The following is a 14,679-nucleotide window of genomic DNA, read 5'->3' as shown; positions in this document are numbered from 1 at the left end:
AGTCGTGCGTCCCCTATTCACTCCGCTGCCATGTCGGGTGCCCGGCTTCGTACCGGGCCTAGCGCGTCGGCGTTCTGCACCAGTGCGCGCATGTAGCCCAATGCGAAGGCCTTGCCGGCGTGCCATGGCGCGTCGCAGGCCATCTCAGGCGTGTGATCGGGTATCATGACGCCTTGATAATTCTCGTCGCGCAGAATGCGCACGATCTCGGCCATGTCGATGTCGCCGTCGTCGACGAAGGTTTCGTGATATTTCGGCACTTTGCCCCGCACATTGCGGAAATGGATATAGCCGATGCGGCCACGCCGCGCGAAACGGCGCACATGGCTGTAGATCTCCTCGGTCTGCGGCATCTCCTGCAGCGAGCCGAGGCAGAGCTCCAGCCCGTTGGCGGGCGAGTCGACGATATCCATCAGCCGATCATATTTCTGCGGCCGGTTGACGAGGCGCGCCGTGCCGCGCAGCGCCTCGGCGGGTGGATCGTCCGGATGCGCAGCCATCACGACGCCGGCCTCTTCGGCCACCGGTACGATTTCGCGCAGAAAGACGCCAAGCCGTTCCCACAGTTCTTCTTGCGAGACCCTGACAGGCGCGGCGCCGGCTCGGCCCGGCCGGTAGCGCATATTCCAGACCACTCCGTCGGGCAGCGGCAGGTCGGGATCGATATTGGACAAATCGAGCCCCACGGACATGGCGTCGCCGCGCGCGAATGGCCCGCGCTGCCAGCCCCACACGCCCGCGATCGAGAAGTTGTAGCCTATGCAGGGAATGCCGGCCCGGCCGGCGTCACGCACCAGGCGCTTGAGGCCGTCGAGCTGCCTCGACCGATCGGGGCCGCCGAGCAGCACGTCGGACCAGAAGCGCGGCGACAGGTTTTCGATGCCGGCGATCTCCAGGCCGTTGTCGCGTACGGTTTTCACCAGTCCGGTGAAATCCTCGTAGCTCCACAATCCATCCGTTGAACAATCGCCCCAGCCATCCGTTTCGGTGCCGGCCGACAGCGAGGGATCGCGGCCGCGAAAATAGTTGGTCAGATGCGCAACGACATGCGTTGCGCCGGCCTGCCGGGCAAAGCGGAAATTCTCCGGCGTCAGCGAATCGCGATAGAGGCCAAGTCCGATCTTCATCCGCGTTACCCTACTTGACGCCGATGCCGGCGGTGAGGCCGCCATCGATCTTGTAGTCAGCGCCGGTGCAGAAGCCGGCTTTCGATGAACACAGGAAAGCGATGAGCTCCGCCACTTCCTCCGGCTCGCCGATGCGGCCGAGCGGATGGGCGGCGCCGAAGCGTCTGTAGGCTTCTTCGACATCGGCGTCGCTTCCATTGTCGCCACGCGCTGCCTTCTCGAGGATTGGCGTGCGGATCGAGCCCGGGCTGACCGAATTGACCCGGATGCCGGCCGCGGCATAGTCGAGCGCCAGCGAACGCGTCAGCGTGTGGATGGCGCCCTTGGTCGTGGCATAGGCGGCGACGTTCTGCTGGCAGGCGAACCCCTGCACCGAGGCGACATTGACGATGGCACCGCCGCCTCGGCGGATCATTTCGGGAATGCCGAAATGCGCGGTCAGGTAGATCGACCCGACATTGACCGTCATCGCCCGGTTCCAGGTTTCCCAGTCGGTGGTGGTCGCCGTGCCGTAGGGGTGGACCGCCGCCGAATTGACGATGATGTCGATGCCGCCGAACCTCGCGACGCCCGCTGCGACCGCGTCGCGCACCTGGTCGGAAACGGAGACATCCACCGTTTGCACCAGCGCATTCGCTCCGGCCTTGGCGAGGCTCTCCTGCATGGCGGCATTGGCCGCCCGGTCGATGCCGCAGGCGATGATCGCAGCGCCGCCTCGCGCCAGGCGACTCGCAGTGGCGAGCGCGATGCCGGTCGTGCCGGTGATCAGCGCCACCTTGTTCTCAAAATCAGACATGATGCAAATCCTTGGAAGATGCCGGACCCGGATGCACCGGGTTTGCCGCCGACATACGGGCGTTTTCGAGGTCGTCGGGAACGAAGCGCAAGCCGAAATCGAGATGCCGGCTCATCAGGTAGCAGTAGGCAATGCGGTCGCGCGCGCGCAGCGCCGCGATGATCTCGCCATGCGCGTGGCGTGTTTCGCTCAGCACCGGCCGGATGGATTTGCCGACGGTCATGATGTGCAGGATGACCGGCGACAGGAACTGATAAGTCTGCACCAGCATGCGGTTGCCGGCGAGCTTCATCAGCGCCAGATGGAAATCGAAATCGCGTTGCGCGGCTTCCTGGACATCCTTGCTGGTCTCGATCAGGCCATTGACCTCGTCCAGGGCTTCAAGTTCGGCGGCGCTGGCATTGAGGATGATGTGGTCGCCGACGCTCACTTCGATGATGCGGCGAAATCCTTGTATGTCGTGAAAGGACGTTTTCGATATGTCCATTTGCGCGGCGAAAAAATTCTGGATCGCGACATTCTGGCGATCGGCGAGCACCGCGCCGACGCGCGGCTTGGGATCGATCAGCCCATAGGTTCGGATGGTGCGCAGCGCCTCGCGTATCGTGTTGCGGCTGGCGCCGAACAGTTCGCCAAGCTCCCGTTCGGTGGGCAGCACATCGCCGATGGACATGGCGCGATTGCGGATGAGGTCGAGGATCTGCCGCACGGTCTGGTCGACGGCGGAACTGCTGATCCCGGCTTCGTCTGCCGCCTCCATCGAATCGTGGCTCGCCTGTTCCACCGCAGAACTCCTTGCTATTTGTTGGACCACCCTAGGGCTCGATCCACAGGAAATCAACTGTATGGCGACGGAAAGGTTCTGTTGACAGGCTTGTGGTCCGACAATATGGTCGCCGCCAACCCTGAGGAGGCTTCATGGAACAGTGCTGGCGCTGGTATGGTCCCGATGATCCGGTGACGCTTGAACATGTCAGGCAGGCCGGCGCCACCGGCGTTGTCTCCGCGTTGCACCAGATCTATGACGGCCGCGCCTGGCCTGAGGCCGATGTGCTCGAGCGCAAGCGGATCATCGAGGCGGCTGGCCTGAAATGGTCGGTCGTCGAGAGTATTCCGGTGCACAATTCCTTCAAGATCGGCGCGCCCGAGCGCGAGCGCTATGCCGGCTACTACCGCGACAGCATCCGGGCGCTCGCCAAGGCCGGCATCGAGACGATCTGCTACAATTTCATGCCGGTGGTGGACTGGACCCGCACCGACCTAATGTATCGCCTGCCGACAACCGGCTATGCGCTGCGCTTCGATGCGATCGATTTCGCGGCCTACGATCTTTTCGTGCTGCAGCGCAAGAACGGTGCGGCAAGCTATACGCCGGCGCGTATCGCCGAGGCCGAGAAGCGGCTGAAGACGCTGACGCCGGAGCAGATCGACCGGATCGAGCGCAATCTCATCGCCGGCCTGCCGGCGACCGAACGCAGCTACAACAGGGACAGTTTTCGCGAAGCCCTGGCGGAATACGATTCGATCGGGCCGAACGAACTGCGCGACAACCTTGCCTGGTTCCTGCGCGAGATTGTTCCGGCGGCCGAAGAGGAGGGGGTGCGCATGTGCATTCATCCCGACGACCCGCCCTTCTCGCTCTATGGCCTGCCGCGCGTGGTTTCGACGGCGCAGGACGCGCGTTTTATCCTCAACGCCGTCGACAGTCCCGCCAATGGACTGACCTTCTGTACCGGCTCCTATGGCACGCGCGCCGACAACGACATCGTCGCCATGGTCAAGGAATTCGCTGACCGCATCCACTTCGTCCACCTGCGCAACATCACCATCGAGGAGGACGGCTCGTTCTATGAAGCCGAGCATCTCGAAGGCGGCACCGACATGGCGCACGTTATCCTGGCTCTGATGCAGGAAGAAAAGCGCCGCCGCGAGCAAGGCCGGGCCGACTGGCAGATCCCGATGCGGCCGGACCATGGGCATCTGCTTGCCGACGACATCGGCAAGAAAAAGATCAACCCCGGCTATTCGCTTATCGGACGGCTCAAGGGTTTGGCTGAACTGCGCGGCATCATGCGCGCCGTGGAGCGTTTCGATCTGGCTTGAAGCGATGCATCGGCCAGTCGGGAGGATGTGTGCGCTTTTTGCGCAAATGAAAACAAGTTGCGCATATGAAAAATTGTGCTAGTGTCGATGGCGAGCCGGCTATTGCCGGTGCCGGGAGGATTTGAGTGGCATGACGAAGCTGCGCGGACTGGCGTGGGATCATAGACGATGCTGGGGTCCGCTGGACGCCAGCATCGAGTCCTATTGCGCCGCGCATCCCGGCCTGGAGATCCAATGGGACCGCCGCAGCCTCTATGAATTCGGTGAGGGCGCCCTCGGTCCGGTGCTCGGCACTTACGATCTGGTCGTGTTCGACCATCCCTTCATCGGCGATATCGCCCAGGATGAACTGATGGTCCCGTTCGACGCTTATCTGTCGGCCGAACAGATCCATTTCTTCGAACGTGACTCAGTCGGGGCGTCCTGGCGTTCCTACCAGAAGAACAGCCGCCAGTGGGCGCTGCCGATCGACGCCGCCTGCCAGGTCGCCTCCTATCGGCCGGATTTGCTGGAGCGCTACGGCCCGGTGCCCGGCACGCAGCAGGACGTGCTGGAGCTTGGCCGACGCGCGCGCAGCGACGGCAAGTGGCTCGGCCTGCCCTTCGTGCCGACCGACGCCATGTGTCTGCTTCTGACGCTTGGCCGTCCCCAGGAAGATGGCGAGCAATTCATCGCGAAGGAAATGGTCGAGCAGGCGATTGCGCAATTGCGCGAGCTTGTCGCGCTTTCGCACCCGGACTCGTCGAAGTGGAATCCGATCCGCTGCTACGACCACATGATCGCGCATGACGACGTTGTCTACGTGCCGTTCGCCTTCGGCTATGTGAATTACGCCTCGAAACCCGACAGGCCCCATCTGCGCTTCGCCGACGTGCCCACCCCGCAAGCCGCCGGCGCCTTGCTCGGCGGTGCCGGCATCGGCGTCAGCGCCCAATCGAAGCACAAGCAGGCCGCGATCGACTACGCACTGTTCCTGTGCTCGCCCGAATACCAGCGCGGCGACTATGTGAAGTCTGGCGGACAACCGGGTTCGCTGGCTGCCTGGAAGGATGCCGGGGTCAATGGTCTTTCCGGCGATTTCTTCGGCTCGACGCTGCGGACGATCGCCTCGTCCTATCTGCGTCCGACCCATCCGGGCTTCATCGCCTTCTTCCGCGAATGCGCGCCGCATGCCGCCGCAGCCATAGCCGGTGACATGTCGGCGACCGAACTCGCAGGCCACGTCAACAGCCTCTACCGCGAAACCAGGCAAGTCCAGCCGGAACGGAGCGTCGCCTGATGGCCGCCAGCGTTGCCGAGACGCTCGACGAGGGCGAAAGCGGCCGCAACGGCTATCGCGTGCCGGCGGTGGAGAAGGCGCTCGACGTTCTGGAATTCATGGCCTCCAGCGCCGAAACGCTGACCCAGACCGAGATCGCGACCGGCCTCGGCCGCTCCATTCACGAGATCTACCGTATCCTGCTTCTGCTGGAGAAACGGGGCTATATCTTTCGCACGCAATCGGACCGTTTCCGGCTGTCGCTGAAGCTGTTCGAACTGGCGCACATGCATCCGCCGGTAAACCGGCTGGTGGAATGCGCTCTGCCGGTGATGCGCGAATTGACCGCCAATGCCGACCAGAGCTGCCATCTCGTGGTGCGCGAGGGCCAGAACGCACTGGTGGTTTTGCAGATCGATTCGCCGCTGCCGATGCGCTACTCGGTAGCACTCGGGTCGCATTTCCCGATCCTCGAAACAAGTTCGGGTGCCGTGCTGCTCGCCCATTCGAACCGGGCCGAGCGCGACCGCATCGTCGAGCGCATCGTGGCCGCCGGTGAGGGCCAGGGCACGCGGGCCGAAATCGAGGCGCGGCTGAACGAGGTCGCCAGGCTCGGCTACGAGATGCGCGCTTCCTTGGCCGTTGCGGCCTGCACCAACATCTCCATGCCTGTGCACGATCACACCGGTGCCGTCATCGCCGCGCTAACCGTGCCGCTGCTGCCGCAGAAGGCGGCGCGGTTCGACAGCGAAACCGTCTTCGAACGCACCCGCGCCGCCGCCGAGAAGATATCGGCGGCACTCGGCTGGGGCGAAGCCACCAACTCCTTACGTGCCGACCCGGAACGGCGGGACTATCCGTTCAGCGACTAACAAAAGCGATAAATCTGGGAGAAGAAAATGCTCTGGTCCAAGTCAATCCTGTTTGCGTCCGCCGCCGTGCTGGCGCTCGGCGCCGCCGCCGCGCATGCCGAGAACATGCCCAAGCGCATCGGCTACGTCACCAACTACGCCACCCATGAGTGGTATCAGAACGTCATCAAGGGCATGAAGGCTCACGGCAAGGAACTCGGCATCGAGGTCGAGGTGCAGGATGCCAATCTCGACATAGCCAAGCAGGTCGCCGCGGCCGAAGACTTCATCGCCAAGGGCGTCGACGTGCTGATCATCACCCCGGTGAACGAAGAAGGCGTGGTGCCGCTGCTGCGCCAGGCCAAGGCCGCCAACGTGCCGGTCGTGCTGGAAGGCAATCCGGTCAAGGGCATGACGACCATGGTCGCCATCTGCGACTACGACACCGGCTATTTCTCCGGCGTCGAGGCCGGCAAATACGCGAAGGAAAAGCTCGGCGGCGTTGCCAAGGTGATGAATGTCGGCCTGCCGCTGCTTTCCGCCACCGTGCTGCGCTCCCACGGCTTCATGGACGGGCTGAAGACCATCATCCCCGATGCGGTCATGGTCCACGATCTCGACGGCGGCGGCAATCCGGACCGCGCTCTCGAAGTGTCCTCCGCGGCACTGGCCAAGAACGCCGATATCAACATCATCTACGGCATCAATGATTCGTCTTCGTTGGGTGGCCTGCAGGCCTGGAAAGCGGCGGGCAAGTCGCAGGATGGCCTGTTGACGGTCGGCACGGGCGGCGAAGGGCTTGCCTTCATCAACGCGATGCAGAACGAGCCTTCCTACCGCATCGAAGCCGCGATGTTCCCCGAGAAGGAAGGCTTTACCGCCATTGATGCCGCGGTGAAGCTTTTCAACAATGAGGAAGTGCCGGAGCACATCGTCAGCCCGACCGCGCCGATGAACGGCGACGATTGGAAGAAGTTCTATGACTATGACGGCACCACCCGCACCATCAAATGGGATGCCGTCAACGCGCTGCAGCCGCCGGCAAAGTGCATGAAGACCTCCGCCGACCTGAAGAAATAAGGCCGGCCGATATCGCCCTTCCCGTGTTGCGGGAAGGGCAGGCGGCCAGGACCTTTCGGTGGCCAAGACAAATGCCGGGTTCGACACGACAGGTTCCAGAGGGACCAGGCAAACGGCCGGGAATGGACTGAAATGAGCGAGCTTACACAGGCCTCCGCGTCGAAGCGTTTCATCGGCGGCAACCTTCTGGGCAGCAGCCAGCTCGTGCTGGGCGCAATCCTGGCCGTGCTGTGCATCGCCATCTCGATCGCGGCGCCGCAATTCTATTCGGAGGCCAACATCATCGCCATCCTGCGCCAATGCGCTCTGGTGCTGATCGTCGCCTCGGGCATGACCATGCTCATCATCACCGCCGAGGTCGACCTATCGGTCGGCGCGTCGCTCGCCTTCGTCGGCTGCATCGGCATGGCAGTGCTCAATTCCACCCATAGTCTTGCGCTCGGCATGCTGGCGGCGCTCGCCTTTGCCGGCGGGGTCGGCCTGTTCAACGGGCTGGTCGTCACCAGGCTCAGGGTGAATTCGCTGATCGCCACCATCGGAACGATGATGATGCTACAGGGCGGCGTCTATCTGTTCACGCGCGAGGCGGTGCAGAACCACAACCAATTGGCAAGCTTCACCGATCTCGGCGCCGGTTATGTCGGCCCCGTGCCGGTTCCCGTCATCCTGGCGGCGCTGATCTTCGTGGTTGCCTATGTGACGCTGCGCTTCACCACGCTCGGCCGCTACCTCTACGCAGTCGGCGCCAATGAAAAGGCGGTGCGCCTGTCAGGCATTCGCTCGGAACGGCTCAAGCTGTTGGCCTTCGTCGTCACCGGCCTGTGCGTCGGTGTTGCCGGCATGATCCTGTCGTCGCTGATGAATGCCGGCCAGCCGACCGCCGGCCGTGGCTTCGAGCTGACGGTGATTGCCGCCGTCATCCTCGGCGGCACCAGCCTGCTTGGTGGCCGCGGTTCGCTGTTCGGTACCTTGCTTGGCGTTCTGGTGCTGAAGGTGATCGACAACGGCATCATCATCCTCGGCTGGAACCAGGATTTGCAGATGGTGGTGCCGGGCATCGTCATCATCCTGGCAACCTATCTCGACATCATCCGGAACAGAGCCAATGTCCGTTGATTTCCTGCATCCTGGCGAAGGCGCGGCCATCGATACCGATGTGCCGGCGCTGGAATTGCGCGGCATCGGCAAGCGCTTTCCCGGCGTCGTGGCGCTCGACAATGTCGACTTCACCCTGGAGCCCGGCAAGATCCATGCGCTGATGGGCGAGAACGGCGCCGGCAAGTCGACGCTGATCAAGATCATGGCCGGCGTCTACGGCAAGGATGCCGGCTCCATCCGCATGCACGGACGCGAGGTCGACATCAAGTCGCCGCGCGACAGCTTGAAGCAAGGCATCAAGGTCGTGTTCCAGGAGATCGCGCTGATCTCCGAATTCACCGTTGCCGAGAACATCTTCCTGGAAGGCTATCCGACCGGCAGAAGCGGCTCCATCGACTGGAAGAAGATCCGCGCCGATTCAGCCGCGCTCTTCGACCGCATCGGCTTCAACGTCGATCCGGCGGCGCGAACCGGCTCGTTGCCGGTCAGCCAGCAGCAAATGGTCGAGATCGCCCGCGCGCTCGCTCATGAAGCCCGCGTGGTGGTGATGGACGAGCCGACATCCTCGCTGACGCCGAACGAGGTTTCGCTGCTGTTCACCGTCATCCGCCGGCTTGCCGACCTCGGCATCGCGGTGGTCTATGTCAGCCATAAGCTCGACGAAGTGTTCGAGATCGCCGACACGGTGACGGTGCTGCGCGACGGGCGCCACATCTCGACCAAGCCGATCCGCGAGCACACCAACGACACGCTGATCCAGGACATGATCGGCCGGCGCATCGAAAATCTGTTTCCCCGCAAGCGTGGCGCACCGGCTAGCAAGGTAGCCCTGTCAGTGGACAAGCTCAGCACGGCGAAGAAGCTCAACGGCGTGTCCTTCGAGGCGCGCGCCGGCGAGGTGCTCGGCTTCTTCGGGCTGATGGGCGCCGGTCGCACCGAACTCGCCAAGGCGATCGTCGGTTACGATCCGATCACTTCGGGCACGATCACCGTCGACGGCCAGCGCCTCTCGCCGCACGATACGCGCACCGGCGTCAGGTTAGGTATCGGTCTGCTCACCGAGGATCGCAAGAGCGAAGGGCTGATGGGCGAGCTGCCTGTCTACCAGAATGCCAGCCTCGCCTCGCTCGGCGCCTTCGCCCGCATGGGCTTCGTCGATAAGGCCAGGGAACACAAAGCGGTGCAGGATTACGTCGACCGCTTCCGCATCAAGACGCCCAGCCTGTTCCAAGAGGTGAAGAACCTGTCTGGCGGCAACCAGCAGAAGGTGCTGATCTCGCGCTGGCTGATGCGCGGCCTCAAGGTCATCGTCGTCGACGAGCCGACCCGCGGCATCGATGTCGGCGCCAAGTCGGAGATATTCGCCCTGATCGACCGGCTCGCCGGCGAAGGCTTGGCTGTCGTCATGATGACGTCGGAGATGCCGGAACTGCTCGGTCTTGCCGACCGGGTCGCGGTGATGTGCGAAGGCCGCCTGACCGCGATCATGCCGCGCGACGAAGCCACGCAGGAGAAGATCCTCAATGCGGCGATCGGATAAGACATGAGCGTTGTGAATACAGTCTCCGCGAAAGCCCGGCCGTCCATGCTGGCGCGGCTCTTTGCCCGGCAGGAATTGGCGCTGCTGGTCTGCCTCGTGCTGGTGCTGGCTTTCTTCTCCGTTACCGTCGAGAATTTCTTCTCCGTGCGCAACATGACCAATGTGCTCGGCCAGGCCTCGCTCGCGCTCACCGCCGGCATTGGCTGCGCCATCGTCTTCATTTCCGGCGAGGTCGATATTTCGATCGGATCGCTGCTGGCGACCATTGCACTGCCGCTGATCATCATCATGAACGACACCAATTCGCTGCTGCTCGGCGTCGGCGGCGCGCTGTTGTTCGGGCTGATCATCGGTGTCGTCAACGGCTATCTCACCGCCTATGCCGGCATCAACTCGCTGATCGTGACGCTGGGCACGATGTTCATCATGCGCGGCGGCGTCTATCTCTACACTGGTCAGCGGGCGATCCCTGACGATGCCAGCCTCGACAGCTTCATCGCGCTGTCGGATGGCCGCCTGTTCAACGTCATCCCCTATTCGGCCGTCATCGCCATCGTCCTGCTCGCCGCCTTCGCCTACATGATGCGGCACCGGCCGTTCGGACGGCAAATCTATGCCGTCGGCGGCAATCAGGAAGTGGCCCGCCTTGCAGGCTACGACGTGCGGCGGGTCAAGTTCATCTGCTTCATCATCAGCGCACTGCTGGCGACGGTCGCCGGCATCATCCTGGCCGCGCGGGTCGGCTCGGCACAGCATACGGCGGGGCTCAATTTCGAATTCCAGGTGGTTGCCGCCACCGTGCTCGGCGGGGTCAGCCTTGCGGGGGGCATCGGCAGCCTGACCGGCATGGCGCTGGGCGTGCTGATCCTGCAATTCCTGTCCAACGGTCTGCGCGGGCTTGGCCTGCCGACCGAGTGGCAACTGGTCATCACCGGCATGATCATCATTGCCGCGGTCGCCCTTGATGAAGCGAAACGCCGGCGTGCGAATGGAGGCTGAAGATGGCTCGTCTTGAAGCAAAAATCGCCGTCATCACTGGTGCGGCCGACGGGATCGGCCACGCGATCACGCAAGCGATGGCGCGCGAAGGGGCGCATGTCTTCCTGGGCGACATCGCCGACAGCGCTGGTGAGGATTTCGCGGCCGCACTTCGCGCCGCCGGCCACCGCGCCGACTATCTGCATTGCGACGTTTCGCAGGAGGCCGACATTTCAGGCCTCATCGACAGTGCCGTCAAGAAGACGGGACGCCTCGACATCCTCGTCAACAACGCGGCCATTGCCATTGGCGGCATGCCGGTGCACGAGATGACCGACGAGCAGTGGCACCGGCTGATAGCAGTCAACCTGACCAGCGTGTTTCGCGGCTGTAAATACGCGCTGCCGCACATGATCGCGCAGAAATCGGGCTCGATCATCAACATGGCCTCCGCGCAAGGCCACATCGGGCTTGATGGCTGGACCGCCTATGCCGGTGCCAAGGGCGCGGTCATGGCGATGACACGCCAGATGGCGGTTGAATTCGGGCCGCTGAACATCCGCGTCAATTCGATCTCGCCGGGCACCATCAACACGCCGATGAACGACAAACTCATCAAGGAGATCGGCGGCAATCTTGCCAAGGCCTGGGTCAAGATGCATCCGCTCGGCCGTATCGGCGAGCCTTCGGAAGTGGCCGAGGCCGCCGTCTATCTTGCCTCCGATGCCGCCGGCTTCACCACCGGCACCGACCTGCGCGTCGATGGCGGGCTGACGGCGGCGCCGCGCTACGTTCCCGAACTGCTTTGAAAATTTTGAAACGAGACATGACATGAACAAGGCCCTCGAAGGCGTCCGCATCCTCGATTTCAGCCATCTGCTGCAGGGGCCGTTCGCTACCCAGCTGCTCGGCGACATGGGCGCCGATGTCATCAAGATCGAGCGCGCCGGCGCCGGCGACATGTTCCGTGGCATGACCTTCTTCGCCAAATGGGTCGGCGGCTCGGAGAGCCCGAACTTCCTCGCCTGGAACCGCAACAAGCGTTCGATCGCGCTCAACCTGAAGAGCCGCAAGGTGCATGCCATCATCATGGAAATGGCGAAAAGCGCCGACGTGGTGGTGCAGAACTTCCGCCCAGGCGTGCTGGCCAAGCTCGGCTATGGTTATGAGGATTTCAAGACCGTCAATCCGCGCATCATCTATTGCTCGGGCTCGGGCTATGGCGAGGAAGGGCCTTATGTCGAGCGCCCCGGCCAGGACATGCTGATCCAGGGGCTCGCAGGGCTGATCGCCAACACCGGCCGCGGCGATCAAGCCCCGGTTCCCGCCGGCGCCGGCCTCGCCGACCAGATCGGCGCCATGAACATGGTCTACGGCATCCTGTCGGCGCTCTATTATCGCGAGAAGACCGGCAAGGGCCAGAAGATCGAGGTCAACCTGCTGGCCGGCCTCTTGGCGCACCTCAACCAGGAATATGTCGCGGTGCTCAACCTTGGTGAGGACTTCGTGCGGCCGAATTCCGGGATCGGCCATCCCGGCATGCAGGCGCCGTTTGGCATCTACGAGACCAGCGACGGCGGCTACGTGTCGATCGCCATGAGCCCGTTCAAGACGCTCTACGAGGTGCTGGAGGCGCCGCAGCTTGCCGTCTACGACGATCTCAAGACTTTGTTCGACAAGCGCGATGAAGTCTTCGAGAAGGTGAATGCCGAGACCAGGAAATTCGCCACGCAGGATTTGTTGGCGCGGCTGCTGGCAGCCGACATCTGGTGCGCCGAGGTGAAGGATATCCGCCGCGCCGCTGAGGACCCGCAGGTCAAGCACATGGGCATGATCACCAGCTACGACCATCCGCGCGGCGGCAAGGTGCGGGTGGTCGCTCCGGCGGTCAAGATGAGCGAGACGCCCGCGACCATAGAACGGCCGGCGCCGCTGGTCGGCCAGCACGGCCGCGAGATCCTGGCCGAGTTCGGCCTCTCCAAGGACGAGATCGCCGCATTGGAGGCGTCCGGTGACATGACCGTGGACGCCGCCTGACGATGCGCACCTACCAGACACTCACGGTCGAAACCGCGGGCCGCGTCGCGATCGTCACCTTCCGCCGCGCCGATCAGCTCAACGCCATGAACCGGCTGATGCAAGGCGAGATCACTGAAAGCTTCGAGTCGCTATCCGGCGATGCAAGCATCGGGGCGATCGTGGTGACAGGGGAAGGGCGCGGCTTCATGGCCGGCGCCGACATCAAGGAATACGCCGCCCAGACCGGACCGGAATTCGACATTTTCCAGGCTGCCGGCATGCGCATGTACGCGGCCATCGAGAACAACCGCAAACCGGTGATCGCGGCGGTCAACGGCTTCGCGCTGGGCGGCGGCATGGAGCTGGTGCTGTGCTGCGACCTCGTCATCGCCAACCAATTCGCCAAGCTCGGCCTGCCGGAAATCAAGCTCGGGCTGATCCCCGGCGGCGGCGGCACGCAACGCAGCGTGGCCAAGCTCGGCCGCAACCGCGCCAATTTCCTGCTGATGACCGGCGCCATCGTCCCGGCCTCGGAATTCGTCGCTGCCGGTCTGGTCAACGAGATCGTCGAGGTCGACCGGCTGATGCCACGCGCGCTGGAACTGGCCGAAATGATCGCCGCCGAGCCCGCTGCCGCAATCGACGGACTGAAGGCGCTGACGGCGCATGCCGTGTCCGGCGATCTGGACGATGGGCTCACCATGGAGCGCGACATATTGGGTGAGCTCTATCGCAGCGAGATCGGCCAGCAGCGCGTCAAGGAGTTCGCCGAGCGGAGCACGACAAAGGCAAAGAAGGGCGGGCCGTGAACGCGGGCGACGATTATCGCGGATTGGGCTGGGCGCATGGCGCGCTGACTGTCCAGCGGCTTGGCGCGATGCTGGCGCCGGTTACGTTCATTCTGGAGGACGGTCGGCAGGTTTCGCCGATGCACATTGCGCCGTGGTCGAACGAGCCGCAGGCGCAAGCGCTGCCAGGCATCCTGCGCAGGTTGCGCGGCGAATGGCCCTGCGTGCCCTTCGGCTATTCGGTGCCGGCCGATGGATGGCCCGAGGACTGGGCTCGGGTGATGGGCTCGCCGGAGGAGGGCGAGGAAGCCCATGGCCATAGCTCCAACCATGACTGGCAATGGCGCGAGAGCGCCAAAGGATCGTTGTCACTGACACTCGCCTATCCAGCCGGAAGCCCGGTCGGGCGTGTCGAGCGGACGGTGACGCCCGACTCGTCGATGCCAGCCGTCGACGTTGAATTCAAGATCGTCGTTCGCCATGCCTGCCGATTGCCGATCGGCTTGCATCCGGTGTTCCGGCTGCCAGCGGAGATCGGCGCCGCCGCGCTGGAACTTGGTTCCTTCGATCACGGTCGCACCTATCCACACGATGTCGAAACTGGCGCTGAACTGTTCGTCCGGAACGCGTCCTTCACTGACTTGTCGAGCGTACCGGCCCGCGCGGGTGGCATGGCTGATGCTTCGCGACCGCCACTGGTGCCCGACACGGAGGAATTGTTGCAGATCGAGGGCCTGGATGGCACGGTGGCGCTCGCCAATCATGCGGACGGGTACCGCGTGAAACTTTCCTGGCAGAAGGAGCATTTCCCGAGCCTTTTGCTCTGGTACTCCAATCGTGGCCGCAAAGCAGCACCCTGGAACGGGCGCCATGTCGCCATCGGCATCGAGCCGATCTGCTCGCCCTTCGGGCTCGGCCCGGCGACAGCGTTGGCCGACAATCCGATCGCGCAATCCGGCATTGCGACGGCGCAGGAATTCTCGCCTGAAAAACAGTTCGTGACCCGCTATCGCATCGAGGCATCCGCGCTGTGACGAACCG

At 63.5% G+C, this 14,679-nt stretch carries 14 protein-coding genes; 11 read left to right on the top strand and 3 right to left on the bottom strand.

Going from position 1 to position 14,679, the window contains the following annotated elements; genetic code table 11:
• Positions 1–17: 17 nt before the first annotated feature.
• Genes FJ443_RS07300 through FJ443_RS07290 form a run of 3 tightly spaced genes read right to left on the bottom strand, consistent with a single transcriptional unit; the run spans position 18 to position 2,707 of the window.
• Positions 18–1,127: a mannonate dehydratase gene (locus tag FJ443_RS07300; protein WP_140515229.1), complete on the bottom strand. Its 1,110-nt coding sequence runs from the start codon at positions 1,125–1,127 to the stop codon at positions 18–20.
• A gap of 10 nt (positions 1,128–1,137) precedes the next feature.
• Positions 1,138–1,923, bottom strand: coding sequence for an SDR family oxidoreductase (locus tag FJ443_RS07295; RefSeq protein ID WP_140583951.1), 786 nt, complete (start codon positions 1,921–1,923; stop codon positions 1,138–1,140).
• The gene (locus tag FJ443_RS07290) at positions 1,916–2,707 is read right to left on the bottom strand and encodes a FadR/GntR family transcriptional regulator (RefSeq protein WP_224671760.1); all 792 of its coding nucleotides are present in this window, start codon (positions 2,705–2,707) and stop codon (positions 1,916–1,918) included. Before FJ443_RS07290 ends, FJ443_RS07295 begins: the two co-directional genes overlap by 8 nt.
• A gap of 134 nt (positions 2,708–2,841) precedes the next feature.
• On the opposite strand from FJ443_RS07290, the gene uxuA reads away from it, so the two are divergent.
• The 11 genes from uxuA (at position 2,842) to FJ443_RS07235 (ending at position 14,672) form a co-directional block, all read left to right on the top strand.
• On the top strand, positions 2,842–4,026 hold the full coding sequence (uxuA, locus tag FJ443_RS07285; protein ID WP_140555658.1) for a mannonate dehydratase: 1,185 nt from the start codon (positions 2,842–2,844) through the stop codon (positions 4,024–4,026).
• A gap of 130 nt (positions 4,027–4,156) precedes the next feature.
• Positions 4,157–5,305, top strand: a complete 1,149-nt coding sequence (locus FJ443_RS07280) for an extracellular solute-binding protein (protein WP_140515232.1) — start codon at positions 4,157–4,159, stop codon at positions 5,303–5,305.
• Complete coding sequence (locus FJ443_RS07275) at positions 5,305–6,156, top strand: IclR family transcriptional regulator (protein ID WP_140515233.1); 852 nt, start codon at positions 5,305–5,307, stop codon at positions 6,154–6,156. The genes FJ443_RS07280 and FJ443_RS07275 overlap by 1 nt, the downstream gene beginning before the upstream one ends.
• 27 nt (positions 6,157–6,183) lie before the next feature.
• Complete coding sequence (locus FJ443_RS07270) at positions 6,184–7,215, top strand: sugar ABC transporter substrate-binding protein (protein ID WP_027027652.1); 1,032 nt, start codon at positions 6,184–6,186, stop codon at positions 7,213–7,215.
• A 132-nt stretch (positions 7,216–7,347) separates the two neighbouring features.
• Positions 7,348–8,331: an ABC transporter permease gene (locus tag FJ443_RS07265; RefSeq protein ID WP_140663325.1), complete on the top strand. Its 984-nt coding sequence runs from the start codon at positions 7,348–7,350 to the stop codon at positions 8,329–8,331.
• A complete protein-coding gene (locus FJ443_RS07260) occupies positions 8,321–9,853 on the top strand; it encodes a sugar ABC transporter ATP-binding protein (protein ID WP_140515235.1) in 1,533 nt (510 codons plus the stop codon). The genes FJ443_RS07265 and FJ443_RS07260 overlap by 11 nt, the downstream gene beginning before the upstream one ends.
• A 3-nt stretch (positions 9,854–9,856) precedes the next feature.
• Complete coding sequence (locus FJ443_RS07255; RefSeq protein WP_140525110.1) at positions 9,857–10,852, top strand: ABC transporter permease; 996 nt, start codon at positions 9,857–9,859, stop codon at positions 10,850–10,852.
• Between the two features lie 2 nt (positions 10,853–10,854).
• Positions 10,855–11,640: an SDR family oxidoreductase gene (locus FJ443_RS07250; protein WP_140497497.1), complete on the top strand. Its 786-nt coding sequence runs from the start codon at positions 10,855–10,857 to the stop codon at positions 11,638–11,640.
• Between the two features lie 22 nt (positions 11,641–11,662).
• On the top strand, positions 11,663–12,868 hold the full coding sequence (locus tag FJ443_RS07245) for a CaiB/BaiF CoA-transferase family protein (protein WP_140525109.1): 1,206 nt from the start codon (positions 11,663–11,665) through the stop codon (positions 12,866–12,868).
• Positions 12,869–12,870: 2 nt separating this feature from the next.
• The gene (locus FJ443_RS07240; RefSeq protein ID WP_140525108.1) at positions 12,871–13,659 is read left to right on the top strand and encodes an enoyl-CoA hydratase/isomerase family protein; all 789 of its coding nucleotides are present in this window, start codon (positions 12,871–12,873) and stop codon (positions 13,657–13,659) included.
• Positions 13,656–14,672: a hypothetical protein gene (locus FJ443_RS07235; RefSeq protein WP_140525107.1), complete on the top strand. Its 1,017-nt coding sequence runs from the start codon at positions 13,656–13,658 to the stop codon at positions 14,670–14,672. Before FJ443_RS07240 ends, FJ443_RS07235 begins: the two co-directional genes overlap by 4 nt.
• Positions 14,673–14,679: the final 7 nt, after the last annotated feature.

It is taken from the genome of Mesorhizobium sp. B2-6-1 (assembly GCF_006440475.1).
GTDB lineage: Bacteria > Pseudomonadota > Alphaproteobacteria > Rhizobiales > Rhizobiaceae > Mesorhizobium.
The sequence above is the reverse complement of the archived record's forward strand: the minus strand, read 5'-3'. Positions and strand labels throughout refer to the sequence as shown.

Bases quoted from the DNA above. Each gene is read 5' to 3' on its own strand.
- FJ443_RS07300 (WP_140515229.1), bottom strand. From the start codon at position 1,127: ATGAAGATCGGACTTGGCCTCTATCGCGATTCGCTGACGCCGGAGAAT.
- FJ443_RS07295 (WP_140583951.1), bottom strand. From the start codon at position 1,923: ATGTCTGATTTTGAGAACAAGGTGGCGCTGATCACCGGCACGACCGGC.
- uxuA (WP_140555658.1), top strand. From the start codon at position 2,842: ATGGAACAGTGCTGGCGCTGGTATGGTCCCGATGATCCGGTGACGCTT.
- FJ443_RS07280 (WP_140515232.1), top strand. From the start codon at position 4,157: ATGACGAAGCTGCGCGGACTGGCGTGGGATCATAGACGATGCTGGGGT.
- FJ443_RS07275 (WP_140515233.1), top strand. From the start codon at position 5,305: ATGGCCGCCAGCGTTGCCGAGACGCTCGACGAGGGCGAAAGCGGCCGC.
- FJ443_RS07270 (WP_027027652.1), top strand. From the start codon at position 6,184: ATGCTCTGGTCCAAGTCAATCCTGTTTGCGTCCGCCGCCGTGCTGGCG.
- FJ443_RS07265 (WP_140663325.1), top strand. From the start codon at position 7,348: ATGAGCGAGCTTACACAGGCCTCCGCGTCGAAGCGTTTCATCGGCGGC.
- FJ443_RS07260 (WP_140515235.1), top strand. From the start codon at position 8,321: ATGTCCGTTGATTTCCTGCATCCTGGCGAAGGCGCGGCCATCGATACC.
- FJ443_RS07255 (WP_140525110.1), top strand. From the start codon at position 9,857: ATGAGCGTTGTGAATACAGTCTCCGCGAAAGCCCGGCCGTCCATGCTG.
- FJ443_RS07250 (WP_140497497.1), top strand. From the start codon at position 10,855: ATGGCTCGTCTTGAAGCAAAAATCGCCGTCATCACTGGTGCGGCCGAC.
- FJ443_RS07245 (WP_140525109.1), top strand. From the start codon at position 11,663: ATGAACAAGGCCCTCGAAGGCGTCCGCATCCTCGATTTCAGCCATCTG.
- FJ443_RS07240 (WP_140525108.1), top strand. From the start codon at position 12,871: ATGCGCACCTACCAGACACTCACGGTCGAAACCGCGGGCCGCGTCGCG.